This window comes from Bacillus zhangzhouensis (assembly GCF_000715205.1).
GTDB lineage: Bacteria > Bacillota > Bacilli > Bacillales > Bacillaceae > Bacillus > Bacillus zhangzhouensis.
In genome coordinates, this window is record NZ_JOTP01000005.1 from 181,483 (window position 1) to 206,499 (window position 25,017).

Sequence of the window (25,017 nt, forward strand, 5' to 3'; positions counted from 1 at the left end):
AGACGTCATTTATAGTCTTTCTATACACGCCTTGCAGCTTGCTGAAGCGGGTCCCATACACTGTTAAAAGGCGGTGCATAGCTAATATCTAAATCTTCAAGGTCTGTCATGGTCAGCTTTTGGTAAAGGGCAGCTGCCATGACATCGATTCGTTTATCTACACCGTCTTTACCGATGATTTGGGCACCAAGCAAGGTGTGGTCATCACTTCTGTAAATCAGTTTTACTTTCATTTTCTGCGCATCTGGGTAATATCCAGCGTGATCAGTACTGTCAATGGTGATGGTGGAGAATGGGATGTCCGCTTCTTCTGCTTCTTTCTCTGATAAACCTGTTCGTCCCGCTGTCACGTCCATAAATTTCATCACCGCTGTTCCGGTCACGCCTTGAAACGCCCGGTTTGTCCCCGTCATATGAAAGCCTGCGATTCTCCCTTGTTTATTCGCTGTCGTGCCAAGTGGAATATAATCCAGTGCTTTTTTTATGCGGTGATAGGTCGCTGCGCAATCCCCGGCAGCATAGATGTCTTTTACATTGGTCTGCATGTATTCATTCACCGCAATTGCCCCATTTTGAAGCCGCTTGATCCCCGTGCTGTCTAAAAAGGCTGTTTGCGGAGTGACACCGATGGCGATGATGACCATATCCGTTTCAATGGTTTGTTTGTCTGTGTGAACAGCTGTTACATGTGTCTGGCCCTCTAATGTCTGTACGGTTTCTCCAAGCACCACATGAATACCTTGATCGTCCGCTTCTTCTTTAAGATATCTTGCCATATCGGGGTCAAAGCCTGGACCAAGTGTTTCCCCTCGTTGAATGATATGAACGTCTTTTCCTAGCGCTTTTATATTTTCTGCCATTTCTAAGCCGATATATCCTCCGCCGATGATGGTGACATGTGTGACGTCTTTTTTTAAATGGTCTAAAATGGACAGCGCATGCGGGATTGTTTTTAATACGTGTACGCCTTTTAATGGCTGGCTATCTAAATCCAGTGTAACGGGGCTGGCTCCTGTCGCAATTAACAGACGGTCATACGTTTCTGTAAATGGTTCTTTTGTTTTGGTGTGAACCCCTGACACCGTTTTTTGCTCTGGATCAATAGAGGTCACTTCGTGTAAGCATCTGGCGTCAATTCCATATTTGTCGCGAAAGGTTTCAGCGCTGCGTGCGATGAGCTTTCTGTGATGATCAATGAGACCGCCGATCAAGTAGGGGAGTCCGCACTGCCCATATGAGAAAATCTCTCCTTTTTCAAAAGCAACAATGTGTGCGTCTGGATCCTCTCTATATATTTGCATAGCGCAGCTCATTCCTGCTGCATCTCCGCCAATCATCACATATTTCATTTGGTGTGCTCCCTTCTATCTATCAAACTGAATACTCTTATTTACCCTCATTTTCCTTTTTTTAATGCTTTTTTTTCGCAAAAGAAGCAAACTTTAGTTGAAAAATAAAGACAGCGCCTTCATTTTAGGCTACAATCGGATTATCGTCTTTTTGGTTACGAGTTTAGTGAAGGTTGGTGGGAAAGACTTTGAGCGACGAACGACTAGATTTTAATACACTATATACACGCCATACGAGAGAGGCCTGGGCAGCTCTTGGGGAATATATGCCGGTATCTGTTTCAGAAGAGGAAGCAAGAGCGCTTCAAGGGTTAAACGACTATTTGTCGCTTGAAGAAGTTCGAGATATTTACATACCACTCATTCGTTTTCTGACATTACATGTCTTTGCTGAAAAGCAAAAAAATCAGCATGTAAATGCTTTTTTAAACTACCCGCATCATGCCAAAATCCCCTTTTTAATTGGGATCGCAGGAAGTGTGGCTGTTGGGAAAAGCACGACTGCGCGTATTATTGAAACTCTTTTATCAAGGCTTGGAGATGGGCTGAAGGTAAGTCTTGTGACAACGGATGGCTTTTTGTATCCTCAAAAAGAGTTAAAAGATCGAGGGCTGATGGAAAAGAAAGGATTCCCGGAAAGCTATGATGTCAAAGCCCTTCTTTCTTTTTTAAATGAATTGAAATCAGGTAAACAAACTGTGCATGCCCCGGTGTATTCGCATCTTACCTATGACCGGCTTGATGGGGTGTATGAAACAGTGGAGGATGCAGATATTGTTATCATCGAAGGGATCAATGTGCTGCAATCACCAGCGCTGGATGATCTGAAGGATGAACCGCGTGTGTTTGTATCAGATTTCTTTGATTTTTCGATTTATGTAGACGCCGCTGAAACGCAAATTCAATCATGGTATAAAGAACGGTTCCGTTTGCTTCGAGAAACAGCCTTCCAAGACCCTGAATCCTTCTTTCATCAATACAAAGATTTGACGGATGAAGAGGCGGATCAGATGGCAAGCACGATTTGGAATACAGTGAATCGCCCTAATTTATATCAAAATATTTTACCGACAAAATATCGAGCTGATCTCATTTTGAAAAAAGGCGATCAGCATAAAGTGGAAGAGATTGCCATCCGTCGGGTATAAAGAAAAACCGCTCAAATCAAGAGCGGTTTTTTTAATGACCTCCACTTACTTTAACAGCCACGGCAGCCGCCGATCGTTTTTTCAGGCGGTAGTATCCAATGAGTAAGAACGGTACACCTGCAATCGTGACGATAGACAGCACTGAAAAAATAGAAAGGGGATGGGCTGCGCCAAAATAGTCAATACACACGCCACCGACAAAGGGTCCGACGACACTGCCGAGCTGAGAAAATCCCATTGCGCCAAAGTATGATCCCTTCACTTCAGGCTTTGCAATATTGTCTACAAAAAGATCCATCATCGCAAACAGCAGCACTTCACCAATCGTAAACACGACAATGATGAAAGCCAGCATGCCAAGACTTTGTGAAAAAGCAATGGCAAACAAACTGCCTGCAAGAAGAACATTCCCAGTAGTTAACGACAAAATGGTCGAGTAGCGCTTAGCGATCATAATCAGCGGGTATTGCACGACAATGACCACTACTGCGTTTAAAGATAAAAGATACCCAAACAGTTTGGGTCCATCCTCAATCATAGGGGATGCCGATAAATATTGAGGCAGCGTAGAGCTAAGATGTGAATAGCCGAACGAACATAACGTAACGCCAATAAGGATAATGCTAAAGACCGTATCTTTTTGGATAATGGAAAGGGCTTTTTTGACGCTGATTTGTTTGGTGTTTTCTGGTGCAGCAACTGGATGTTTCTGAAATTGCCATGCCAGTGTTAATCCGTATAAAAAATAAATCAAGGCAGCGACGAGAAATGGAAAGGTTGTTTTCGATGACCCGAGATATAAGCCAAGCAGCGGTCCGAAGATCACACCAATGTTAATGGCCGTATACCGTAAATTAAAAACAAACAACCGAATGCTTGACGGGGTAACATCTGATAAGAGCGCCTTAGATGTTGGTTCAAACAGTGCCCGGCACAGCCCGTTTAAAGCATTCATCATAAAGAAGACCCAAATGGCATCTGCAAACGCAAAACCAACAAAGACAAGTGTCCAACCGAAGATGGATAGAAGCATCACCTTTTTTCTGCCGATTCGGTCAGAAACATAACCACCGTAAAAACTCGCAACGATCCCAATAAGAGAGCTAACGGCAATGATTAATCCAGCTGAAGAGGCTGAGGCGCCTTTGACTTGCGTCAAATAAACAGCTAAAAAGGGAATGCTCATGGACGTCGCCATTCGGCCAAATATCGTACCGATGATGATTGTCCAACTAAGTGGATGTAAAGTACGTAAGTTATTTTTCATGCTGTTTCTCCCCTGAGTTTGTAAGATGTTCCAATCATACATGAAAAATTGTGCAAATTAAATACACAATTTGATGGAGGAGAGATCCGCCATATGGCAGAGAAGTTTGAACCGGTCGCGAATTCGGAGAGCATGTTTTTTGCTGACGATGTATTTGAGGCCTTGATGGGTATTGATTTTTCAACAAAAGGAAGCGGATGGCTTTCCGCTGATTCACACTGTCATTTGACGACAATCAATCGAGATCAATGGCGACAATTTGCTGCAAGGACAGGTTTAAAACATCTTCATCATTGACGATTTTCATGCGCTGCGTTTCATAATGAATGGCTTTGACCCAGCCCCAAAACTGCTCTTTCACACCTGAAGAGACATACGTCATGCAAATGGCGCGATCCTCGGTAATCGACTGTGTGATCAAAAAATTCATTTCCTCTAGCTGATCGGTGCTCAGCGGGGGAGGTGTATATTCTTTTTTCTTCCGTTTTTGAGCAAGAAGCTGCTCCCGGTGCTCTGGCAGCATCATTCGGCTTGATTCCCACATGATGTTGTATCCAGGTGTTAATTTATTGGGATTCATGGTTATTTGCCTCCGTTATTTGTAATGTCCGCCAATTTTTTCGGCGCGGTGATATGCCTGCCCTGCGCTTGTGAGTGACGAAGCGTGCAGTAATGCGGCAGGACCATACTTCATATGAATCGCATCGAATACTTTGCTGAGTTTGTCTTTCTTAACATGGTGATCAAATAAAGTCAGCTGATATTGGCTGTCAGACTGCAGCTGTGAGAGAGTAATGCCCACACTGCGAATGGGCTGACCATCCCAGTGCTTCTGGCATAGCTGAATGGCTGCCTTTGCAATATCTGTGCCGTACTGTGTGGGTGAATGAAGCTTGATTTGTCTATGAAATCCTGTCGGATGTGAAAAGTCAGCGCCTCTCACGCCGACAGACACCGTTTGCCCAAGATAATGCTTAAAACGTGCACGCCTTGCCACTTCTTCACTCAATTCAAGAAGGGCAACTTTGATGTCCTCAAAAGACGCATAATCATGGGGAAGGGTCATATGATGCCCAACGGCTTTTTGCTGATCATGTGTGTGAACGGTGACCGGTGAGGGATCGAGCCCTAAAGCTGTTCGCTGCAAAAGCTCCCCATTGATTCCCCAGCGTTTTTGTAGCCGATCTAATGGATAAGTAGCAAGCGTCCCAATGGTACTGATGCCCATTCGTTTTAAATGATGCTCCATTCGTTTGCCGACGCCAAATAATTTCCCGATCGGAAGCGGCCATAAATCAGCAGCAGCCCGGTCTGCACTAAGTTCATAGATGCCAGATGTGTTTTTTTTAGCGAAATGGTCACAGGCCATTTTAGCGAGTACTTTATTAGGACCGATGCCAACACGGGCGTAAATGCCAGTCTGGTTCATAATCGTTGTTTGTATATTTTGAGCGATCTCCCGCGGAGAGCCGAGTAGTGTCAGACTGCCTGTAATATCAAGAAACTGCTCATCAATTGAATAAGGTTCGACAAGGTCTGTGTATTGTTCAAGCAGTTCTGTAATCATGACAGAGATATCAAGATAGCGTTGCATACGTGGACGTACGACCACTGCTTCGGGACATTTTTCCTGTGCCTCCCATAATCTTGATGCATTTTGCACGCCTCGTTTTTTAGCGAGAGGGCAGGCTGCAAGGACGACCCCGCTTCGCCGCTCTGGATCTCCTGAGACAATGAGCGGCACATCCTCCAAATGAGGAGCCTCCACTTTTTCTACTGATGCATAAAATGACTGCATATCCACAAGCAGAATCGCTCGTTCATTCATTGCTTTCACCTCTTAGAACATATGTTCTATTGTAACCGTCAGAAGGCGAAATTGATACTGGTAAATCATTCAAAGAAGAGAGTGTAGATCCATACAAAAAAGACGAAGTGTCTCCCACTTCGTCTAATCTAATGAAAAATGAGCGTATTTTTAAGCGTGTGCCATGTTGTGGGATGTTTGGAGCGGTTCAGAACGCAAACGATAAGCCGTCAGCTTTTTCTTTGGCTTATGTGTAAACTGCCGCACCACATCCACGTGGTCATCGTAATGAAACAGATAAAGGGTTACATCCTGCTTGCCAATCTTTGTTTGCATTGTAAGCGGAGCTGGCCCTTCCTTTGGATGAAGAAAACGCTCCTCATCACCAGGATAAATATAATAGCGTTCAATAAAGATCGCATCATTAAAATGTTGAATGATTTTCGATTTTTGCTGATCATCGAGCGGACGACCTTGAAAAGTCATATTTGTTTGATCACTTGTTACTTTTGCATGCACCGCATAACGACTAAAAAGGCGTTCAACAACACCTGAAGGAAGCGAAGTGACAAGCAACTTTAATAGACTAAACACAACAAGCGAAGTAACAATCCAAACCAATATCATCATCTCCAATAAACATTTGTTACATTTCCTATATGAACCATCTTAACATAACAAAAGAATAAAACTTTCACACAAAAAGTGAACTTTATGAAATAAGTGTGAAGATTTAAAAGAAGATGGCGGATGAAGCACGAAAAACCAGTAAAGTTGAAATGAAAAAAGGCTGACATGTGATCTTTACAAACAGTTAATCGGACAGGTAGACTATTGAAACAACAGCTTTTTTGTGAAAAAAGAGAGACCGATTAAAGCCGAAATTGAAAAGGGGCGAGGCTGTAATGATACGTCAAGTGAAGCCATCAGATTTTTACGCCGTCACATCCGTCATTCAAAGCTGGTGGGGAGGCAGAGATTTGTGTGCAAAATTGCCAAAGCTATTTTTTGAACATTTTCAGCAAACAAGTTTTGTCGTCGTTGAAAAAGGAGAACTGATCGGCTTTTTAGTCGGTTTTCTATCGCAATCTCATTCAGATGAAGCCTACATTCATTTTGTAGGTGTACATCCAGATCATCGGAAATTAAAGATAGGAAAAATCCTGTATCAAGCCTTTTATGATGTGGCAAAACAGGAAGGAAGAACAACCGTTAAAGCGGTAACAGCACCTGTAAATAAAGTATCGATTGCCTATCATGCAAAATTGGGCTTTCAAATTGAAAAAGGGGATAAAACTGTAGAAGGAATCTCTGTGTTTTCAGACTATGATGGAATAAATGAAGATCGTGTTTTATTTGTGAAAAAGTTAGAGGCAACGCAATGATTGTCAATTTAGATCAAACAATAGGAGAGGTAGCAAAGCAGATCTTACATATTCAACTAGCTGCATATCAGCAAGAAGCTGAACAAATTGGCTATGCCGATCTTCCGCCATTAAAAGAGACCATTCAAGATGTAATGAAAGCAAAAGAGCAATTTATTGGTTTTGAGCAAAAGGAAATCTTACTAGGTGTTGCCTCTTATGAAGAGCAGAAAGATTATTTGATCATTAGTCGATTGGCTGTGCATCCAAAAGCGCTAAAGCAGGGTATTGGAACAAGACTTATGTCTACAATTATGGAGAAAAATGTCCCTATAGAACTGACCACAGGGCAAAAAAACACCCCTGCAAAAAGGCTATACAAAAAGCTGGGATTTTTTGAAACAAATGTGATTCATGTTGCAAAAGAGCTCACCTTATCAAAAATGAAATGGACACCGAGGCGAAAGGTTGAGGTTGTCGAATTCAAAAAAGAGTGGCATGAAGAATTCCATCAAGAAAAGCAGCGACTCAAGCAAATTATTCAAAATAGCTGGATAGAAGGACATCATATTGGTAGTACGTCAGTTGAAGGACTTGTTGCCAAACCAATTATTGATATCTTAATAGAAGTAAGTCATATAAAAGAGATCGATAGAAAAAGAGAGAGCTTTGAACATCTCGGATATCAAGCGCTAGGTGAAAATGGCATAAAAGGGAGACGTTTTTTTCAAAAGGGTGGCTTGAATCGTACCCATCATGTCCATGTTTATGAGAGAAATCATCCTGATGTGAAAAGGCATTTATTGTTTCGAGATTACTTAAGGGCCCATCCAGAACGAGTTGTAGCGTATGCGTCTGTCAAGGAACAATTAGCAAATCAGTATCCGGAAGATATACAAAGCTATATGGCAGGAAAGAATGAAATCATAAAAGAAATAGAAAACGAGGCATATCGCTGGGATAGAGAAGGAAGAGAGGAAGCTCTTAAATAAGCTACCTCTTTTCCTCGTTAATTAGGAAGCTGAACATTGCCTTTTACAATATAGGCCTGTGAAGCAGCAGTAGATGGAAGAGCGGGTAATTTATCCTTTACTATGACCCCGCGGATATCTGTGATTCGAACAGGAAGAGATTTAGATCCCATATTAAATCCAAGGAAATGGTTGTAGTCTGTCTTTTCCATGTTCACCCATTGTCCATCTTTGTAATATTCCATTTTCATAATCGGATATTTATGATTGCGCACTTGAATCGCAGCCCACCACTCACTGCTACCTTCTTTTATTCTGTAAGCTACATTTCCGCTAATCGGTGCTTTTACAATTTTCCAACTAATTGGGATTTTTCCGTCTGCCATATGACCGATTTTGGCAAAGGCATTATGCGAAAGATCAAGAGCTCCTTTTGCTCCTTCTGGATATTTATCGGTTACATACACAACGGTTTTTCCTTTTGGACCCTTTACCTCAAGGTAAGCCCCTGCAAGTGCCGCATTTATCCCTTTATAGTTATAGTCATGGGGATTTAAAGCCGTAATTTTCATGTCAGATGGAATAGGATCTAATAATGCGGCGCCCCCTGAGTAACCAGATCCCGTATAAGTCGCATAGCTTTCTCGTACTTCATCAAGGACAGATGCCGCTTTCATGTTTGGCACAGCGAAACTCAACATCAATATCAGTGCCCCGATGAAGCAGAGAGATAATCTTTTTTTCACGATCTAAAACCTCCTGTTTATTCCTTTAAAATTGGTAGCGTCATAAGTATAATTCTAAAAAACAAGAAGCAAAAAGAGCCAATAGATAGATATAATCCTAGTGAGAAGAGCGTGTATTTCAAAGAATATGACTTTCGGATTTAGTCGTGTGTCATGTTTTATGGTGTTTTATGTGTTACAATGTAAGCATCAATTTAAAAAGGATGTTCGCCATGTATATTCACATCACAGAACTGGCTAAAACATATATAGAAAAACAGCAAACAGGAAACGAAACTAAGGAATTACTGCTTCGCTACGATTCAGAAGGTTGTGGCTGTGCAGTGAGTGGCGTACCAATGCTTTGGTTAACAAGTGAAAGAACAGGTGAATGGGAACAACTGAATAATAGCCAACATTTAAAACTATATATACACATTGCACAGAAGGTATTCTTTGATGAGGAAATGACCATCGATTTTAATGAAAAAGCCAATACATTGATGCTGAAAAGTCCTCAGCAAATACTCAGTCCAAGAATGGGCATACTTGTAAAGTAAGGTGGAAACGTAGTGGATCAGAAGCTTAGCGTGATACAAAACACGGCACAAAATAAAACATGGGTGTCGTTTTTAAATAACAATCATCCCTATAGCCTTTTGCACTGGTCAATAGGTGGAATGGATTCAGTGAAAAAGGACGTCTGGCTTCTTCAAGACGAAGTCACATTTAAAACGGAAGAATTTCCAACGCTCGAATTAGCTGTCAATTGGATCAAAGAGAATATGGAACAAGTAACAGATGTCTTATAAAAAGCCCTTTGCTGAAGGGGCTTTTTTTTCTGCCATCATCATCTCATCAAACAACAGGGCTGTCTAATCTAAATAAAGCTCTTTTTAAACGGCAAAAAGCAGTTTTTAACAAAAGAATCGACAAAATGAGAAAAACGGAAATGAAAAAATGATGGCTGTAAATGCCGAAAAATAGGCAAAGGAAGCGTTTATTGCGGGATACCGAAAACTTTGCGAAAAATGACATTTCATATTTCTTCCATTCGAGGGAATGTGATAGAATACAACATGTATCGTATATGAGGAGGGAGGTGCTAAAGTGAATTGAAGCTCAAGTTGTCATCGCCTCAGGTTGGAATCAAAATAAACGAATGGTATAGGCAGATTTGCGGATTTCATGTCATGAAAGCAGAGAAGCTGAAGGCCGAGATCGAGCAGGAAATCCTTGAGATGGAACAGGATCAAAACTTGTTATTGTTTTACCAGCTGATGGATTTCCGCCATAAGGTGATGCTTGAATATTTTGAACCGGCAAAGAAAGCTTCGAATGATGAAGAAATTAAGAATCTTCTAGAAACGATTGAACATTCGCAAACGAAATTAACGGATATGCTTGAATACTATGTTCATTTTTTCACAGGAATGTTTGAATTTGAGCAGAGAAACCATTTGAGCGCCATTGCTTATTACCGTTCAGCAGAAAAAAAGCTCAATCTCATATCAGATGATATAGAAAGAGCAGAATTTTACTTTAAATTAGCAGAAATATACTACCACATGAAACAAACCCACTTTTCGATGCACTATGCCTTGCAAGCGTTAGATACGTATTCTGCCTACAGAACGTACACGCTGAGAATCATCCACTGTGAATTTGTCATCGGTGCAAACTATGATGATTTGAAATGCTATGAACATGCATTACCCTACTTTAAAAATGCTCTAAAGCGAGCACGCTCAATTGGAAACCCTCGAGTCATAGGTTCGGCCCTTTTCAACTTAGGTAATTGTTATTACCAAATGAACGACCTTCCGGCAGCAAGTCGTTATCTGAAAGACTCTCTTGAAGTGTTTGAAAAGGAGAATTTAACCCATCTAAATCGCTCTCTAGACCCACTATTTATGCTGACACAAATCCTGTTTAAACAAAAAAAGATAGAAGAGTCGTTATCCCTCTATCAAAAAGGTATTATGAAAGCCTGTGAATTAGAAGATGAAATTTACATCTGCAAATTTCAGTTTCTAAAAGCACTATACGTTGATGCAGAAATAAAGATCATAGACGATACATTAGACCTGCTGGAGGACAAGCGCTTATACCCAGATATTGAGGAATTGGCACTTGATGCGGCTCATTATTATAATGAGCTCGGACTATTTGAAGTATCTACCCGGTTTTACGAAAGGAAAATTCAAGCTATTTCAAAAATTCAAAATGGGGGTCATTTATATGAAAATGAGTTTGATAGTTCTTTTATTGGCAGCAACTGCAGGATTATCGGTCATGAGTCAGCAGCAATCGGAAGAGAGCCATATGGAGCTAGCGGGCAGACACCATACAACAGTGGTGACTATCGTATAAGTTAGCTAAAAAAGAGGAGACGAACTGCTGTTCATTCTCCTCTTTCATCTTAATTGAGTTCAAATCTTTGAAGAAATGCTTGGACCTCTTGTTCATATGCTTCCTTATTCTCGCTAAAAGACATCGCATGCGTCCCATGTGGCGCTATAAATAACTGTTTATCACTTTTTTTTCGTGCATATAACTGCTGACTTTGCTCACAAGGAATATAGTCGTCATGAAGGCTATGGATAAAGAGAACAGGCTCTTTCACCTGATCGATCACATCCAGCGGTGACACTTGCCGAATACTGTATCCATCCCGCCATTTTAACACTCGATCACTCAGTGGAAGAATCCAATGACCTGAAAGGCGAAAATCCGTTTTTAACCGATACACCAGCTGATCCTCAAAAGAAGCAAAGGGACAATCGGCAATGTAAAAATTGGCGGTTGCTTCAGGTTTTGCAGCATATAACAAGGTAGTGACTGCACCCATCGACTCTCCGTGCACACCAATGATGGCACTTTCTCCGAACCTTTTTCTAAGCCACTTCACCACCTGCGCTAAATCTTCTTTTTCATAGTATCCATAACTAGTGGTTTTCCCGCCACTCATTCCGTGTCTTCTATGATCATAAAGCATCACATTCCACCCGAGCTTTTGGAATAATTTCATATACTTAACTGAATTAATCAGACTGACTGTGACGCCGTGGCAAAGCACGATGGTGCGAGTTGTATGTGGAAACGGTATAAAATAGCCATGAAGATCATAACCAAAGGATGAGGGGATACAAACTTTCTCTTTTTTGAGCTGTTTAAATTCTTCGTGATGATAATGACCTTCATCTGATTCTCGTTTGATTAGCTCTTCATCTGTTAATTTTCGAATATACATCATTTTATTGGTGAAAAAAATGCCGACTGCAACGAGTGGGAATAATATAAAGGCAAGTATAGCGATCCATTTCTTCATTAAGCCGTTTCTTCCTTTCCGAAGTTTTTCCTACGATGATCATACCACATGTTGGGAGATTGGCGTGACTCTTGCTCCGCAAATAAAACGGATGATACACTAAGGCAAAAGGAGAGAGGCAAAGTGAAAAAGACCAATCAAGATCAAGCCAAGCTAAAGGACGGCATAAATGATGATATGAAACAGCAGCTCCTTCAAATGAAGAAGAACCTTGCCGTCGAGACAGAAAAAAGAGAAGAACAAAAACGACAGGACCTCCTTCGGCAGCAGAAAGAAAAAGAAAAAAACAAAAGCTTCTCAGAGCTACTAGATGAAAGTCATTTAGACTGGAGAAAGTATAAAAGCTAAAAAGAGATCACATGACGTGATCTCTTTTTTACGTTCTATTCAAACGATGCGTCTCATACACAGACTGTTTTGTGAAATATGTCAATGCTTTTACTTCTTGATCACTTAAAGAACGTGCATTTGCCGCTGCGATATTTTCTTTTAACTGTTCCACCGAGCTTGCGCCAAAAACAACGGAGCTGACAGCAGAATGCTTAAGCAAATACTGAATGGACAGCTCGGTGAGCGATAAGTCATAAGCGACTTTCTTTAAAGAAGGAATGATCTGCTGAAGCTCCTCAAATGAGTATTGAAGATAGCCGTTATGTTGAATGGCTGCACTTGCATGAGAGAGTGGTTTTTCTGTTAAAAGCCCTTTTGCTAAAGGCCCTCTTGCAACGACACTAATGCCCTGTTCCTCAAGAAGAGAAAACCATTCTTCTGGACGGCGGTCGAGTAAACTATATTGCATCATCACACTGATAATGTTCGATTTTTTGGCATATTCTTTAATGACATTAGGACGAATAGAAGATATGCCGTAATATCGAATGACGCCTTCTTCCACTAATTCTTCAAAAGCTTCAATGGTCTCATCAATTGGGTCATCGATCGTGCCGCCATGCAATTGATATAAATCAATATAATCTGTCTGAAGCCGCTTGAGGCTCTGTTTTACTGCCTCTTTTATGTACGCCTTTGAAGGGTCCCAGTCCCAGCCCGGTTTGCCTTTTTCAAAGCGGTTCCCGCCTTTTGTGGCCAAAATCAAATCTTGCCTTCTGTTCTTAATGGCTTCCCCGACAATTTCCTCATTTGTCCCAAAATCATATAAATCAGCTGTATCCAAATAGTTAATCCCAAGATCAATGGCTTCATCTAATAAAGAGAGCGCTTTTTCTTTTTCAGTCCCAAGGGACATACATCCTAGTGCAGCCTCGCTCACCAAGAGATCAGAGGTACCAATTCGTCTTTTTTTCAATTTCATCACACTCCTATCCTTTCACATTAAGTGAAAAAAATTTGGAATTCAAGCTAGGTGATTGCAAATGGCGCATTGAAGCGAGCGTTCGCTCTTCGCTTCTCCTAAATCATCTATGTTAAAATGAATGAAGTAAAAAGTGAAAGTAGAACGAGGAGCTGACAAAATTGAAGGACTTTGAAGAAAAAACATTATCATCTAAAAAATTATACAACGGAAAAATCATTGATTTGGTTCTTGAAGATGTAGAATTGCCAAACGGAAAACAGGGCAAACGAGAAATCATCAAGCACCCAGGTGCAGTAGCAGTCATAGCGCGTACGGACGAAAATAAAATCATTTTGGTCAAACAATACCGTAAAGCACTAGAGAGGGCGATCGTTGAAATTCCGGCTGGAAAATTAGAACAAGGGGAAGAGCCGGCACATACAGCACTGAGAGAATTAGAAGAAGAAACAGGGTACACAACTCAGCAGCTTAAAAAGCTGACTGCTTTTTATACATCGCCTGGGTTTGCAGATGAACTTGTACACATCTATCTTGCAGACCAGTTGGTTCCGCTTGAAGAAAAAAGAGAGCTGGATGAAGATGAATTTGTAGAAGTGATGGAAGTTTCATTAGAAGAAGCACTGCACCTCATTGAAAAACAGCATATTTATGATGCAAAAACAGCCTATGCCATCCAGTATTTACAACTGCAAGAGGTACTTGAGTCTACAAAATGAGGGAGTTTTTTGCCGACATCCATATTCATATAGGCAGAACGAGAACAGGCAGGGCTGTCAAAATTACAGGTGCAAGGTCGCTCACAATTGACCAAATTTTAATAGAAGCGTCAAAAAGTAAAGGGATGGGGATGATTGGTGTCATTGATGCACAATCTCCAGAAGTCCTAGAAGAGTTAATAGAGGGTGTAGAGGAAGGAAAGTACACTGAACTGAATGATGGAGGTCTATCATTTGGACAGACAGTTTTACTTTTAGGCAGTGAATTAGAAATCAATGACGACCATTCAAAGGGTCCAATTCACGTGCTTGCGTTTATGCCCACATTATACAAAATGTCTGAGTTCTCCGCATGGCTCTCACTTCATATGAAAAATGTGCACTTGAGTTCACAGCGCCTATATGTTGATGGGAAAACACTTCAGCACAAGGTTAAGGAACTTGGAGGGTTATTTATTCCTGCCCATATTTTCACGCCGCACAAAAGTTTATACGGTAAAGGGGTAAACACTTCTTTAACAGAAGTATTCGATCCAGAACTTATTGATGCTGTTGAGCTTGGCCTTAGCTGCGATACGTCAATGGCCTCCCAGCTAAGTGAGCTGAACCGGTATCCTTTTTTAACAAATTCAGATGCTCATTCTTTAGGGAAAATTGCGCGAGAATATACAAAAATCCAAATGGATCATGCCTCATTTGCCGAATTCAAACTAGCCCTTCAAGGAAAAGATGGTAGAAACATCACAGGAAATTATGGACTCGCGCCGCGGCTTGGAAAGTATTATCACACAACCTGCGAGAAATGCGGGGTAAGACCTAATAACCCAGACCAAGAAAAGTGCCACGCATGTGGACATAACCGGATGACAAAAGGGGTGAGTGAGCGTTTAAAGGAGCTTGCTGACCAAGAAAGTGACAAAGGGACGAGACCTCCTTATGTTCATCAGCTCCCTCTTCAATTTATTCCGGGAGTTGGAGCCAAAACGTTAGACAAGCTAAAAGCTATTTTTCATACAGAAATGAATATTCTTCATCAGGCAACAGAACATGAACTAAAAGCAGTCCTGCCAGAAAAAACAGCCAATTACATCATCAAAGCAAGAAAAGGTGAAGTCGGACTGATCGCTGGTGGAGGCGGAGTCTATGGCAAGGTGGATATCAATCATGAGTCAACTTAAATGGACATGTCAAACATTTGAACAACTGTCCAAAGAGGACCTTTACCTTATTTTAATGGAAAGAGTCAACGTGTTTGTCGTAGAACAAACATGCCCTTATCCTGAAATCGATCATCGAGACCAACAGGCTCTTCATATCATTGCAAAAGAGAATGGCACCATTGTAGCTTATTGCCGAATTTTCCAAAGCGGGATCATGTACCATGAGGCATCCATCGGCCGTGTCCTTGTGACGCAGGCAGGACGGAAAAAAGGCTATGGGAAAATACTGCTTAGTAAGGCATTGGAAAAGCTTAGTGAATTAGGTGAAACAAGTGTCAAAATTCAGGCGCAAGCCTACCTGAAATCGTTTTACGACTCGTTTGGTTTCAAAGCCGTCTCAGATTGTTATGATGAAGATGGGATCCCGCATCTTGATATGGTGAAAACAGAAAGATAGGCGTGTATACGTCTATCTTTTTCATGTGACATCGTGTATCATAGCGACAACGAAAGGGGTTTTGCCAAATGGGAAAAAGCAAAGCAAAGAAAAGACGAGAACATATTCAAAGGCAGCACAGCCGAAATCCAGAACGGTCAAGAGGATGCGTGCCGCATTTTAGCACACATGAAAGAAAGACAAAAACAAAACAAGAAGCCATGCAGCATATGATGAAGAAACATAAAGGAAGGAATGCTTTTGATCGCTATCAAGTGGATCATAAGCATTTTTATTTTGCTTTTTTGTGACAAGTAGATCAAAAAAATGGAAAAATTTTAAAAAATAGGACAAACGGTCGTTTCTTTTTGTCTAAAAATGTAGTTAAATGACAAAAAGCAATGAAAGGGAGAGTGAGTATCGTGAACGTCAAGTCATTTGGAGCAGGGCTTTGTATGACAAGTATGCTGCTGGCATCGATCACGTTCGGTGCGTCAGATATATCTGCAAAGGAGCAAGCAAAAAAAGAGTATATGATCGGCTTTTCTTCTTCCGTTCAAGACAAAACACAAAAACAGCTTGTAGAAGAAGCTGGTGGACATGTGAAAGAATCCATAGACCAAATAGATATGATGAAAGTTTCGTTGAATGAAGCATCGAAAGAGAAACTGAATCAAGCAAAAGAAGTCACCTTTATTGAGGAGGACCAAAAAGCAAAAACAAGTGGTCAAACCGTCCCATATGGCATCAAAAGCATCAAAGCACAAAAGGTACATAAACGAGGATATGCCGGACAGAATGTCAAAGTAGCTGTTCTTGATAGCGGCATTGATGGCAAACATGAAGATTTACACGTAACCGGAGGAGTCAGCTTTGTTCCAACAGAGTCCGAGCCGCTCGTCGACCCGCATGAACACGGAACTCATGTGGCAGGCACGATCGCAGCATTAGATAATAAGGTGGGCGTCATTGGTGTCGCGCCAAAAGCTTCTATCTATGCTGTCAAGGTGGCAGATCAAAATGGTGACGGCTACTATAGCTGGATCATTAAAGGCATTGAATGGGCGATCGAGAATGACATGGATGTCATCAATATTAGTATGGGAGGAGCAAGTGAATCTGAGGCGCTGAAAGAAGCGGTAGATCGAGCATATGACAAAGGAATTCTCATTGTGGCTTCTGCTGGGAATGCTGGGAGTTATGGCTCACTCAATACGATTGACTACCCGGCCAAATACAGCTCAGTGATGGCTGTCGCATCTGTTGACCAAAGAAAGCAAAGAGCCTTTGATTCCTCTGTTGGCGAAGAGGTGGAAGTATCAGCACCAGGCGTTTCAACATTAAGCACCATTCCTCATAACGAATATGGCTACAAAAGCGGGACGTCAATGGCATCACCTCATGTAGCGGGTGCTGCGGCTGTGATTCTATCAAAACATCCGAATCTGACAAACGAAGAAGTGCGCGAAAGACTTTCAAAAACAGCAACAAAGCTTGGAGATCCTTTTTATTATGGTGCCGGGCTTGTGAACGTTCAAAAAGCGGCACGATAAATGAAAAAGAGGAAGCAGCCTGTACACTGCTTTCTCTTTTTTCTTTCGATAAAACTGTCATGTTTCGTATTCTCTCTCATAGAATCTAGTAACCTTTACAATTTGGGAGGAAGACGCATGCGGAAAAAGTCATGGAAGGAACATCTTCTTCAGCACGTAAAAGATCATCTATCGATTTATTTGTTTGTCTCGGTACTCTTTTTAATGGGGGTCATCTTTGGGGCTATTATCGTCAACAGCATGACAATCAGTCAGAAAGAGGATTTATTCTATTATTTAAATCAATTTTTTGGTCAGTTGACGAATGAGAAAGCAGCAGAGTCAAAAGAAATGTTTTTGCAAAGCTTCCTGCATCATATGAAATATTTAGGCCTTATGTGGATACTAGGAATTTCCATCATTGGTCTGCCGCTCATCTTTCTCATGATCTTTTTAAAAGGGATTGTCGTTGGCTTTACTGTTGGTTTTCTAGTGAATCAAATGGGGCTCAGTGGATTCTTTCTTTCTTTCGTATCAGTTCTTCCGCAAAATATTTTGCTCATTCCAGCATATTTAGTCATCGGAACATGTGCGATTGCCTTTTCCATCCGCCTCATTGGACAGCTTTTTATGAAAAAAACGATCAGCCAAGCACCAGTCCAGTGGTTTGGACGGTATGCATCTGTCCTGCTGATGATATTAGCGCTTGCTGCACTCTCATCCTTTTTTGAATCGTACTTATCATTCATGCTGATGAAAAAGCTGGCGGGTGTTCTTTTTTAAAAATTTTATAATCATTATTAAATAATAATCAATTTATTTATCAATTTAAAATGATTATAGTTGGCTCTCTGCACATCATTTGATATAATGATCAAGTAATGTGGCGTAGGAGGGAAAGTCAATGGAAAATCGTATTGATCGAATTAAGAAACAGCTTCATTCTTCCAGCTATAAGCTCACGCCACAGCGTGAAGCAACAGTCAGAGTACTGCTTGAGAATGAAGAAGACCATTTAAGTGCAGAAGATGTATACCTCCTCGTAAAAGAGAAGTCTCCTGAAATTGGTCTTGCTACTGTTTATCGGACGTTAGAATTGCTAACTGAACTGAAAGTTGTTGATAAAATTAACTTTGGAGACGGCGTTTCGCGATATGATCTTCGCAAAGAAGGAGCCGCCCACTTCCATCACCATCTTGTCTGCATGGAATGCGGAACAGTCGATGAGATAGAAGATGATTTATTAGAAGATGTTGAAGAGATTATTGAACGCGACTGGAAATTTAAAATTAAGGATCATAGATTGACATTCCATGGTATTTGCCACCGGTGTCATGATGATGAATCCGGCCAATAATCCGAATTGGAACCTTTTCATTTCATATGAAGAGGTTTTTTGTATTTTCGCTGTATATTCCTTGTCCCATCTGGCATATGCTGAAGTAATGAGAAGATGAGAAAGGACATGAAGATCATGCGAAAATGGCTCAAAACAACAGGTGAAGTGATGAAAGTATTTATCTTGTTCACTGGTTTTACCGTCCTGTTCTATTATGCTATGATATGGATAAATTCAGAATATGAAAGCTACCATCGTTATGATAAACCAGAGGGTGCAGCGATTAAAGTGATGGAAATGGATCAGCCGAATCAAGACAACTGGCAAGACCGATTGATTTATTTTTATCAAAACGGGGAGTAGAAACCATTGAACGATCAATTATCCGACTTTATTCATTTTATGACAGTAGAGAGAGGACTCTCTGAAAATACCATTGTCTCTTATAAAAGAGATTTAAAGAACTACTTGTCTTTTTTAATGACACACGAGCAGCTAGCCGATATCAAAGATGTCACGCGTCTTCATATCATTCATTATTTAAAACAGCTAAAAGAGGAAGGGAAATCGAGCAAAACATCCGTACGGCATCTATCATCGATCCGCTCCTTTCACCAATTTCTGCTACGGGAAAAAGTGACAACAGATGATCCGTCATGGAACATTGAAACGCAAAAAACAGAGCGGAAATTACCAAAAGTTCTATCGCTCGGTGAAGTCGAAAAGCTGCTCGATACACCAAAGCAACACACACCATTTGACTATCGGGACAAAGCCATGCTGGAGCTTTTATACGCAACAGGCATTCGCGTCAGTGAAATGCTGGATCTGACCCTTGCAGATGTTCATCTTACAATGGGCTTTATCCGCTGCTTTGGAAAAGGAAGAAAAGAGCGAATTGTGCCAATTGGCGAAGCCGCTGCAAGTGCGATTGAAGAATATATAGAAAAAGGAAGAAGCAAGCTGCTAAAAAAACAGCCAGCCGATGCCTTATTCCTCAATCATCACGGGAAAAAAATGTCGCGGCAAGGCTTCTGGAAGAACTTAAAAAAACGAGCTATTGAAGCAGGCATTCAAAAGGAATTGACGCCTCATACACTCAGACATTCATTTGCTACACATCTGCTTGAAAACGGTGCTGATCTAAGAGCCGTACAGGAGATGCTTGGGCATGCGGATATATCAACAACACAAATTTATACACATGTGACGAAAACAAGACTGAAAGATGTGTATCACAAATTCCATCCAAGGGCATAAGTAAAGCATGGCACGGTGAACGTGTACCATGCTTTTTGATGTTTGTACCGTTTATGGTTGTCAATTGACTTGTAAACGGTTTATACTTGAGATGTCTGACCTCTTCATATTTGAAAGGTCAAAGGACAAGAATATTGAAGGAGGCGCTTTTTAATGCCTGATTATCAGTATAAACGCATTTTCCTCATTGTGATGGATTCAGTAGGGATTGGTGAAGCACCAGATGCTGCTGATTTTAATGATGTAGGTGCAGATACACTTGGACATATTGCTGAAAAAATGAACGGGCTTCATATGCCGAATATGGCGAAGCTTGGGCTGAGTCATATTAAAGAAATCAAAGGAATTCCAGCGGACGAAAAACCGCTTGCGTATTATGGAAAAATGCAAGAAGCATCAAATGGTAAAGACACAATGACAGGACACTGGGAAATCATGGGTCTTTACATAGACACACCGTTTAAAGTCTTTCCAGACGGATTCCCAGATGAACTATTAAATGAACTAAAAGAAAAAACAGGACGTGGCATCATTGGGAATAAACCAGCGTCTGGGACAGAAATTCTGGATGAGCTTGGCGAAGAGCACATGAAAACAGGCGATTTAATCGTTTATACATCTGCGGATTCTGTTTTGCAAATTGCTGCGCACGAAGAGGTTGTACCATTAGAAGAGCTTTACCGCATTTGTGAAATTGCACGAGAACTAACGTTAGATGAAAAATATATGGTAGGACGCATTATCGCTCGTCCGTTTGTCGGGGAGCCTGGTGCATTTGTCAGAACGCCAAACCGACATGACTATGCTTTAAAACCATTTGACCGTACCGTCATGAATGAGCTGAAAGATGATGGACTTGATGTCATTGCCATTGGAAAAATCTCTGATATTTATGACGGTGAAGGAATCACATCTTCTCTCAGAACGAAATCAAATATGGATGGAATGGACAAGCTGGTCGAGACACTTAAAACAGACTTTACAGGACTCAGCTTTTTAAACTTAGTTGATTTTGATGCTCTTTATGGGCACAGAAGAGATCCAGAGGGCTACGGAAAAGCGCTAGAGGAATATGACGCACGTCTTTCTGAAGTGTTTGACCTGTTAAAAGAGGATGATCTCCTTGTGATCACAGCAGATCATGGAAATGACCCAGTTCATCACGGAACAGACCATACAAGAGAATACGTTCCGCTTATTGCTTACAGTAAAAAGCATCAGGAAGCAAATGAACTGCCAACAGCAAAAACCTTTGCGGATCTTGGGGCAACGGTAGCAGATAATTTCAAGACAGCGATGCCAAAATACGGTACAAGCTTTTTATCTAAACTCAAATAGGGGGAAATCTCGTGGGAGCACAGTTTTCAGAAGCGGCGGCATACATTAAACAAGCATCGACATACGTACCAACAGTTGGATTGATCTTAGGTTCAGGGCTCGGCATTTTAGCAGATGAGATTGAAAATCCAATCAAATTGAGATATGAAGATATCCCTGGATTCCCTGTTTCAACAGTAGAGGGACATGCAGGACAGCTCGTCATCGGGACGCTGAAAGGCACCGTCGTATGTGCCATGCAAGGACGTTTTCATTTCTATGAAGGATATGATATGAAGCAAGTGACGTTTCCTGTCCGTGTGATGAAAGAAATTGGCATTGAGACATGTATTGTGACAAATGCAGCCGGCGGCGTGAATACGTCCTTTCATCCAGGTGATCTGATGCTGATTACGGATCATATCAATATGATGGGGACCAATCCATTAATAGGACCAAATGACAGTCAAGGCGTTCGTTTCCCTGACATGTCAGCACCATACGATAAAGATTTGCTGGCACTTGCAGAAAAAACGGCTCAACACTTAGGCATCTCTGTACAGCAGGGAGTATATGCCGGGATGACGGGTCCTTCATATGAAACACCAGCTGAAGTTCGTTTCCTTAGAACACTTGGAGCAGATGCAGTGGGGATGTCGACTGTGCCAGAAGTTATTGTTGCGCGACATGCAGGAATGAAAGTGCTTGGTATTTCATGTATTTCCAATGCCGCATCAGGTATTTTAGATCAGCCGCTTTCTCATGATGAAGTCATTGAAGTGACGGAAAAAGTGAAAGCAAGTTTCCTTGATTTAGTAAAAGATGTTGTGGAACAACTCTCATAATATGTTTCCAAAAGTCTTCTGTTCATTAAACAGAAGACTTTTTTATGTTCAAACAAACGATCTCTGAATAAAACAGCCTGTATGAGGAAAAAATAGAAAGGATTACGATAATGGAGGTCTGCCACTTGAAACGTCATATATGTGCATTGTTTATTTTAATGATCCTTATCTCAATGGTTTCGCCATCAGCGATAGCAAAAGAAAAGATAGAAAAACCAGGAGAAAAACAAACATCAGAATTGGCGCATGAAGCCAAATCAGCCATCTTAATTGAACGTGATACGGGGAAGGTGCTTTACAACAAAAATAGCGATGAAAAGCTTGCGCCTGCAAGTATGACCAAAATCATGACCATGCTTCTCATCATGGAAGCAATGGACCAAGGAAAGCTGAAAATGACAGACAAGGTCAGAACGAGCGACTATGCGGCATCAATGGGAGGCTCACAAATTTTCCTTGAACCTGGAGAAGAAATGACTGTGAAAGAAATGCTGAAAGGCATTGCAATTGCTTCAGGAAATGATGCGTCTGTTGCCATGGCAGAGCATATTGCTGGATCTGAAGAACAGTTCGTTGAGCAGATGAACAAAAAGGCAAAAGAACTCGGTCTCACCTCAACAGTCTTTCAAAACCCAACGGGACTTCCTGAAAAAGATCATTACAGCACAGCTCATGATATGGCAAAAATGGCGAAAGAGCTGTTGAAATATGAACAAATCACCAAATTTACAGGTGTGTACGAAGATTATCTCCGTCAAAACACGGATAAAAAATTCTGGCTTGTGAACACGAATCGTCTGATTAAATTTTATCCAGGTGTCGATGGATTGAAAACAGGTTTTACAGGCGAGGCAAAATACTGTTTAACCGCATCCGCTAAAAAAGGCAACATGCGCGTCATTGCTGTCGTATTTGGCGCAAGTACACCGAAGGACAGAAACGCCCAAGTGGTCAAAATGTTAGACTATGCATTTAGTCAATATACAACCCATCCGCTTTACAAACGAGGACAAGATGTGGCAGAGATCAAAGTGAGCAAAGGGAAAAAGAAAAAAATTCAGCTTGTCACTTCTGAACCGATCTCTCTTTTAACGAAAAAAGGCGAAAATGTGGATCACTTAAAAAAAGAAATCAAATTGTCTCATGATGTCACGGCCCCATTTTCAAAAGGAACGGAGCTTGGCACCATTGTCTTGAAAAAAGACGGTAAAATACTGCATGAAAGCCCTGTAGAAGCAAAAGAAGGAATGGAAAAAGCAGGGCTTTGGACTTTCTTCAAACGGGCTATGGCCGAATTTGTAAAATGGAAATAAAATCAAAAAGACTGCTGCAATTGGCAGTCTTTTTGCTATGAACAGGAAGAAAAGAACATCTAAATGTGACGAATGATCACTAGTTTTGTCATGGTGAAGGATTTACTTTGTTTAAAAGAGAAACATTCTTTATCCGAAATTAGAGCAAGGAGGAAGAAAAAGATGAGCCTTGGTATTGATTTTCAAGTAAAAGAGAGCGTACTTTGCATTCGGTTGACAGGAGAGCTCGATCATCACTCCGCAGAAACATTGAGACAAAAGGTGACGAATTATTTAGAAACAGAGGACATTCGCCACATCGTGCTGAATTTGGCTGATTTATCGTTTATGGACAGCTCAGGACTCGGGGTGATTTTAGGGAGATATAAAGAAATCAAGCAGCTTGGCGGAGAAATGGTCGTCTGCGCGATTTCGCCAGCGGTGAACCGTTTATTTGATATGTCTGGCTTATTTAAAATTATCCGTATGGAGCCTTCAGAGCAAACAGCTTTGCAAACATTGGGGGTGGCATCATGAGGAATGAAATGAACCTGACCTTCTCTGCATTGAGTCAAAATGAATCCTTCGCAAGGGTAACAGTTGCGGCGTTCATCGCACAGCTTGATCCGACATTAGATGAATTAACAGAAATCAAAACCGTTGTATCAGAGGCCGTGACAAATTCCATTATCCACGGCTATGATGGAAATCCAGATGGCAAGGTGCATATTCATGTCACACTAGATGACCATGTTGTTTACCTCACCATCCGTGACGAAGGCATGGGAATTACAGATCTTCAGGAAGCAAGACAGCCGCTTTTCACAACAAAACCAGACTTAGAGCGCTCTGGAATGGGTTTTACCATCATGGAGAATTTTATGGATGATGTCATGGTGGACTCATCACCAGAAATGGGCACGACGATCCGTTTAACAAAGCATCTATCAAAAAGCAAAGCGCTTTGTAATTAAGGAGCTGCTCATATGGATGTGGAGGTAAAAAAGCAAGCAAAAAAAGCACAGCTGTCAAATGATGAAGTCAAAGAGCTCATCAAAAAAAGCCAAGACGGAGATCAGCAAGCAAGAGACCTCCTCGTAGAAAAAAACATGCGTCTTGTTTGGTCCGTTGTTCAGCGCTTTTTAAATAGAGGATATGAACCAGATGATCTGTTTCAAATTGGCTGCATTGGATTGCTAAAATCCGTTGATAAATTTGATTTGTCCTATGATGTAAAGTTTTCGACCTATGCCGTTCCCATGATCATTGGTGAAATTCAGCGCTTCATCCGCGATGATGGAACGGTTAAAGTCAGCCGATCATTAAAGGAACTTGGAAATAAAATTCGGCGGTCAAGAGATGAATTGTCTAAGTCTCATGGAAGAATGCCGACCGTACAGGAAATTGCTGAATATCTTGACATCACACCAGAGGATGTCGTGCTCGCCCAAGAAGCGGTCCGCTCACCGTCATCGATTCATGAAACCGTGTATGAAAATGACGGAGACCCTATTACACTGCTGGATCAAATTGCCGATCATTCAGAAGAAAGATGGTTTGATAAAATCGCACTGAAAGAAGCGATCAAGGAATTAGAAGAGCGAGAGAAACTGATTGTGTACTTAAGGTATTATAAAGACCAAACACAATCTGAGGTAGCAGAGAGGCTGGGTATTTCACAAGTACAAGTCTCACGGCTTGAAAAGAAAATTTTAAAACAAATTCAAATGCAAATGGATCAAAAAGACAGCTAGCCAATTCGGCTGGCTTTTTTTGTGTGGTAATTACCGGTAAATCAAGTTCTTTCAGTATGAGAACCATTTTTCACCACATACTATTTTTA

At 41.2% G+C, this 25,017-nt stretch carries 29 protein-coding genes and 1 pseudogene; 22 read left to right on the plus strand and 8 right to left on the minus strand.

What is annotated here, in order from left to right; translation table 11 throughout:
- Positions 1-20 precede the first annotated feature (20 nt).
- The gene (locus tag BA70_RS06745) at positions 21-1,349 is read right to left on the minus strand and encodes a CoA-disulfide reductase (protein WP_034319839.1); all 1,329 of its coding nucleotides are present in this window, start codon (positions 1,347-1,349) and stop codon (positions 21-23) included.
- A 188-nt stretch (positions 1,350-1,537) separates the two neighbouring features.
- On the opposite strand from BA70_RS06745, the gene coaA reads away from it, so the two are divergent.
- On the plus strand, positions 1,538-2,497 hold the full coding sequence (gene coaA / locus BA70_RS06750; RefSeq protein ID WP_034319842.1) for a type I pantothenate kinase: 960 nt from the start codon (positions 1,538-1,540) through the stop codon (positions 2,495-2,497).
- Between the two features lie 31 nt (positions 2,498-2,528).
- Here the strand turns inward: coaA and BA70_RS06755 are convergent, their stop codons facing one another.
- From BA70_RS06755 to BA70_RS06770, 4 genes are all read right to left on the minus strand, one after another.
- Positions 2,529-3,764 (minus strand): MDR family MFS transporter, encoded by a 1,236-nt coding sequence (locus BA70_RS06755; protein WP_034319844.1) that lies wholly within the window; start codon positions 3,762-3,764, stop codon positions 2,529-2,531.
- Positions 3,765-3,999: 235 nt separating this feature from the next.
- Positions 4,000-4,344 carry a YolD-like family protein gene (locus BA70_RS06760; RefSeq protein ID WP_034319846.1) on the minus strand — a complete coding sequence of 115 codons (345 nt, stop codon included), beginning with the start codon at positions 4,342-4,344 and terminating at the stop codon, positions 4,000-4,002.
- A gap of 15 nt (positions 4,345-4,359) precedes the next feature.
- On the minus strand, positions 4,360-5,592 hold the full coding sequence (locus BA70_RS06765) for a DNA polymerase IV (RefSeq protein ID WP_034319848.1): 1,233 nt from the start codon (positions 5,590-5,592) through the stop codon (positions 4,360-4,362).
- 150 nt (positions 5,593-5,742) lie between these two features.
- The gene (locus BA70_RS06770; RefSeq protein ID WP_034319851.1) at positions 5,743-6,192 is read right to left on the minus strand and encodes a YfmQ family protein; all 450 of its coding nucleotides are present in this window, start codon (positions 6,190-6,192) and stop codon (positions 5,743-5,745) included.
- 239 nt (positions 6,193-6,431) lie between these two features.
- Here BA70_RS06770 and BA70_RS06775 point away from each other — a divergent pair.
- Both BA70_RS06775 and BA70_RS06780 read left to right on the plus strand, forming a co-directional pair.
- Positions 6,432-6,956 (plus strand): annotated as a pseudogene (locus tag BA70_RS06775) (GNAT family N-acetyltransferase); the annotation flags it as partial.
- The gene (locus BA70_RS06780) at positions 6,953-7,927 is read left to right on the plus strand and encodes a bifunctional GNAT family N-acetyltransferase/GrpB family protein (protein ID WP_034319856.1); all 975 of its coding nucleotides are present in this window, start codon (positions 6,953-6,955) and stop codon (positions 7,925-7,927) included. The pseudogene BA70_RS06775 and the gene BA70_RS06780, both read left to right, overlap by 4 nt.
- Before the next feature lie 17 nt (positions 7,928-7,944).
- On the opposite strand, the gene BA70_RS06785 is transcribed toward BA70_RS06780, so the two are convergent.
- The gene (locus tag BA70_RS06785; RefSeq protein ID WP_034319859.1) at positions 7,945-8,652 is read right to left on the minus strand and encodes an expansin EXLX1 family cellulose-binding protein; all 708 of its coding nucleotides are present in this window, start codon (positions 8,650-8,652) and stop codon (positions 7,945-7,947) included.
- 212 nt (positions 8,653-8,864) lie between these two features.
- Between BA70_RS06785 and BA70_RS06790 the strand changes: the two genes are divergently transcribed.
- The 3 genes from BA70_RS06790 to BA70_RS06800 all read left to right on the plus strand — a co-directional run bounded on the left by BA70_RS06790 (position 8,865) and on the right by BA70_RS06800 (position 11,009).
- Positions 8,865-9,191, plus strand: coding sequence for an iron-sulfur cluster biosynthesis family protein (locus BA70_RS06790; protein WP_034319861.1), 327 nt, complete (start codon positions 8,865-8,867; stop codon positions 9,189-9,191).
- A gap of 12 nt (positions 9,192-9,203) precedes the next feature.
- Positions 9,204-9,443: a DUF2552 family protein gene (locus BA70_RS06795; RefSeq protein WP_034319863.1), complete on the plus strand. Its 240-nt coding sequence runs from the start codon at positions 9,204-9,206 to the stop codon at positions 9,441-9,443.
- Between the two features lie 315 nt (positions 9,444-9,758).
- Positions 9,759-11,009, plus strand: a complete 1,251-nt coding sequence (locus BA70_RS06800) for a response regulator aspartate phosphatase (RefSeq protein ID WP_420834678.1) — start codon at positions 9,759-9,761, stop codon at positions 11,007-11,009.
- Positions 11,010-11,053: 44 nt separating this feature from the next.
- Here BA70_RS06800 and BA70_RS06805 read toward each other — a convergent pair whose 3' ends face one another.
- Positions 11,054-11,962 (minus strand): alpha/beta hydrolase, encoded by a 909-nt coding sequence (locus tag BA70_RS06805; protein ID WP_034319867.1) that lies wholly within the window; start codon positions 11,960-11,962, stop codon positions 11,054-11,056.
- A gap of 123 nt (positions 11,963-12,085) precedes the next feature.
- Between BA70_RS06805 and BA70_RS06810 the strand changes: the two genes are divergently transcribed.
- Positions 12,086-12,310 carry a YqkE family protein gene (locus BA70_RS06810; protein ID WP_034319870.1) on the plus strand — a complete coding sequence of 75 codons (225 nt, stop codon included), beginning with the start codon at positions 12,086-12,088 and terminating at the stop codon, positions 12,308-12,310.
- A gap of 28 nt (positions 12,311-12,338) precedes the next feature.
- Here the strand turns inward: BA70_RS06810 and BA70_RS06815 are convergent, their stop codons facing one another.
- Complete coding sequence (locus tag BA70_RS06815) at positions 12,339-13,268, minus strand: aldo/keto reductase (RefSeq protein ID WP_034319873.1); 930 nt, start codon at positions 13,266-13,268, stop codon at positions 12,339-12,341.
- 167 nt (positions 13,269-13,435) lie between these two features.
- Here BA70_RS06815 and BA70_RS06820 point away from each other — a divergent pair, with 167 nt between their 5' ends.
- The 15 genes from BA70_RS06820 (at position 13,436) to sigF (ending at position 24,928) form a co-directional block, all read left to right on the plus strand.
- Positions 13,436-13,993, plus strand: coding sequence for an NUDIX hydrolase (locus BA70_RS06820; RefSeq protein WP_078061663.1), 558 nt, complete (start codon positions 13,436-13,438; stop codon positions 13,991-13,993).
- Positions 13,990-15,171 (plus strand): TIGR00375 family protein, encoded by a 1,182-nt coding sequence (locus BA70_RS06825; protein ID WP_034319879.1) that lies wholly within the window; start codon positions 13,990-13,992, stop codon positions 15,169-15,171. Before BA70_RS06820 ends, BA70_RS06825 begins: the two co-directional genes overlap by 4 nt.
- Entirely contained in the window at positions 15,158-15,610 is a 453-nt protein-coding gene (locus BA70_RS06830; protein WP_034319883.1) for a GNAT family N-acetyltransferase, read from the plus strand. The genes BA70_RS06825 and BA70_RS06830 overlap by 14 nt, the downstream gene beginning before the upstream one ends.
- A gap of 68 nt (positions 15,611-15,678) precedes the next feature.
- The gene (locus BA70_RS06835; RefSeq protein ID WP_034319886.1) at positions 15,679-15,900 is read left to right on the plus strand and encodes a hypothetical protein; all 222 of its coding nucleotides are present in this window, start codon (positions 15,679-15,681) and stop codon (positions 15,898-15,900) included.
- A 111-nt stretch (positions 15,901-16,011) separates the two neighbouring features.
- Positions 16,012-17,142 (plus strand): S8 family peptidase, encoded by a 1,131-nt coding sequence (locus BA70_RS06840; protein WP_078061664.1) that lies wholly within the window; start codon positions 16,012-16,014, stop codon positions 17,140-17,142.
- A 117-nt stretch (positions 17,143-17,259) separates the two neighbouring features.
- Positions 17,260-17,904: a stage II sporulation protein M gene (gene spoIIM, locus BA70_RS06845; protein ID WP_034319889.1), complete on the plus strand. Its 645-nt coding sequence runs from the start codon at positions 17,260-17,262 to the stop codon at positions 17,902-17,904.
- Positions 17,905-18,025: 121 nt separating this feature from the next.
- Entirely contained in the window at positions 18,026-18,478 is a 453-nt protein-coding gene (gene fur, locus BA70_RS06850; RefSeq protein ID WP_034319892.1) for a ferric iron uptake transcriptional regulator, read from the plus strand.
- Between the two features lie 117 nt (positions 18,479-18,595).
- Positions 18,596-18,823, plus strand: coding sequence for a YqzK family protein (locus BA70_RS06855; protein WP_003215798.1), 228 nt, complete (start codon positions 18,596-18,598; stop codon positions 18,821-18,823).
- Between the two features lie 6 nt (positions 18,824-18,829).
- Positions 18,830-19,720, plus strand: coding sequence for a site-specific tyrosine recombinase XerD (gene xerD, locus BA70_RS06860; RefSeq protein ID WP_034319895.1), 891 nt, complete (start codon positions 18,830-18,832; stop codon positions 19,718-19,720).
- Between the two features lie 153 nt (positions 19,721-19,873).
- Entirely contained in the window at positions 19,874-21,058 is a 1,185-nt protein-coding gene (gene deoB / locus BA70_RS06865; RefSeq protein ID WP_034319898.1) for a phosphopentomutase, read from the plus strand.
- A gap of 11 nt (positions 21,059-21,069) precedes the next feature.
- A complete protein-coding gene (locus BA70_RS06870) occupies positions 21,070-21,882 on the plus strand; it encodes a purine-nucleoside phosphorylase (protein ID WP_034319900.1) in 813 nt (270 codons plus the stop codon).
- Between the two features lie 158 nt (positions 21,883-22,040).
- A complete protein-coding gene (locus tag BA70_RS06875; RefSeq protein WP_420834679.1) occupies positions 22,041-23,195 on the plus strand; it encodes a D-alanyl-D-alanine carboxypeptidase family protein in 1,155 nt (384 codons plus the stop codon).
- A 162-nt stretch (positions 23,196-23,357) separates the two neighbouring features.
- Positions 23,358-23,711: an anti-sigma F factor antagonist gene (gene spoIIAA / locus BA70_RS06880; protein ID WP_024422866.1), complete on the plus strand. Its 354-nt coding sequence runs from the start codon at positions 23,358-23,360 to the stop codon at positions 23,709-23,711.
- The gene (gene spoIIAB, locus BA70_RS06885) at positions 23,708-24,148 is read left to right on the plus strand and encodes an anti-sigma F factor (protein ID WP_034319906.1); all 441 of its coding nucleotides are present in this window, start codon (positions 23,708-23,710) and stop codon (positions 24,146-24,148) included. Before spoIIAA ends, spoIIAB begins: the two co-directional genes overlap by 4 nt.
- Before the next feature lie 12 nt (positions 24,149-24,160).
- Positions 24,161-24,928 (plus strand): RNA polymerase sporulation sigma factor SigF, encoded by a 768-nt coding sequence (sigF, locus tag BA70_RS06890; RefSeq protein ID WP_034319909.1) that lies wholly within the window; start codon positions 24,161-24,163, stop codon positions 24,926-24,928.
- The last annotated feature ends 89 nt before the right edge of the window (positions 24,929-25,017 follow it).

Coding starts and splice junctions, on each gene's coding strand:
- fur (WP_034319892.1), top strand. CDS start 18,026: ATGGAAAATCGTATTGATCGAATTAAGAAACAGCTTCATTCTTCCAGC.
- spoIIAB (WP_034319906.1), top strand. CDS start 23,708: ATGAGGAATGAAATGAACCTGACCTTCTCTGCATTGAGTCAAAATGAA.
- BA70_RS06790 (WP_034319861.1), top strand. CDS start 8,865: ATGTATATTCACATCACAGAACTGGCTAAAACATATATAGAAAAACAG.
- BA70_RS06825 (WP_034319879.1), top strand. CDS start 13,990: ATGAGGGAGTTTTTTGCCGACATCCATATTCATATAGGCAGAACGAGA.
- BA70_RS06830 (WP_034319883.1), top strand. CDS start 15,158: ATGAGTCAACTTAAATGGACATGTCAAACATTTGAACAACTGTCCAAA.
- spoIIAA (WP_024422866.1), top strand. CDS start 23,358: ATGAGCCTTGGTATTGATTTTCAAGTAAAAGAGAGCGTACTTTGCATT.
- spoIIM (WP_034319889.1), top strand. CDS start 17,260: ATGCGGAAAAAGTCATGGAAGGAACATCTTCTTCAGCACGTAAAAGAT.
- BA70_RS06760 (WP_034319846.1), bottom strand. CDS start 4,344: ATGAATCCCAATAAATTAACACCTGGATACAACATCATGTGGGAATCA.
- sigF (WP_034319909.1), top strand. CDS start 24,161: ATGGATGTGGAGGTAAAAAAGCAAGCAAAAAAAGCACAGCTGTCAAAT.
- BA70_RS06780 (WP_034319856.1), top strand. CDS start 6,953: ATGATTGTCAATTTAGATCAAACAATAGGAGAGGTAGCAAAGCAGATC.
- BA70_RS06765 (WP_034319848.1), bottom strand. CDS start 5,592: ATGAATGAACGAGCGATTCTGCTTGTGGATATGCAGTCATTTTATGCA.
- BA70_RS06745 (WP_034319839.1), bottom strand. CDS start 1,349: ATGAAATATGTGATGATTGGCGGAGATGCAGCAGGAATGAGCTGCGCT.
- BA70_RS06875 (WP_420834679.1), top strand. CDS start 22,041: ATGATCCTTATCTCAATGGTTTCGCCATCAGCGATAGCAAAAGAAAAG.
- BA70_RS06855 (WP_003215798.1), top strand. CDS start 18,596: ATGCGAAAATGGCTCAAAACAACAGGTGAAGTGATGAAAGTATTTATC.
- BA70_RS06755 (WP_034319844.1), bottom strand. CDS start 3,764: ATGAAAAATAACTTACGTACTTTACATCCACTTAGTTGGACAATCATC.
- deoB (WP_034319898.1), top strand. CDS start 19,874: ATGCCTGATTATCAGTATAAACGCATTTTCCTCATTGTGATGGATTCA.
- BA70_RS06835 (WP_034319886.1), top strand. CDS start 15,679: ATGGGAAAAAGCAAAGCAAAGAAAAGACGAGAACATATTCAAAGGCAG.
- BA70_RS06805 (WP_034319867.1), bottom strand. CDS start 11,962: ATGAAGAAATGGATCGCTATACTTGCCTTTATATTATTCCCACTCGTT.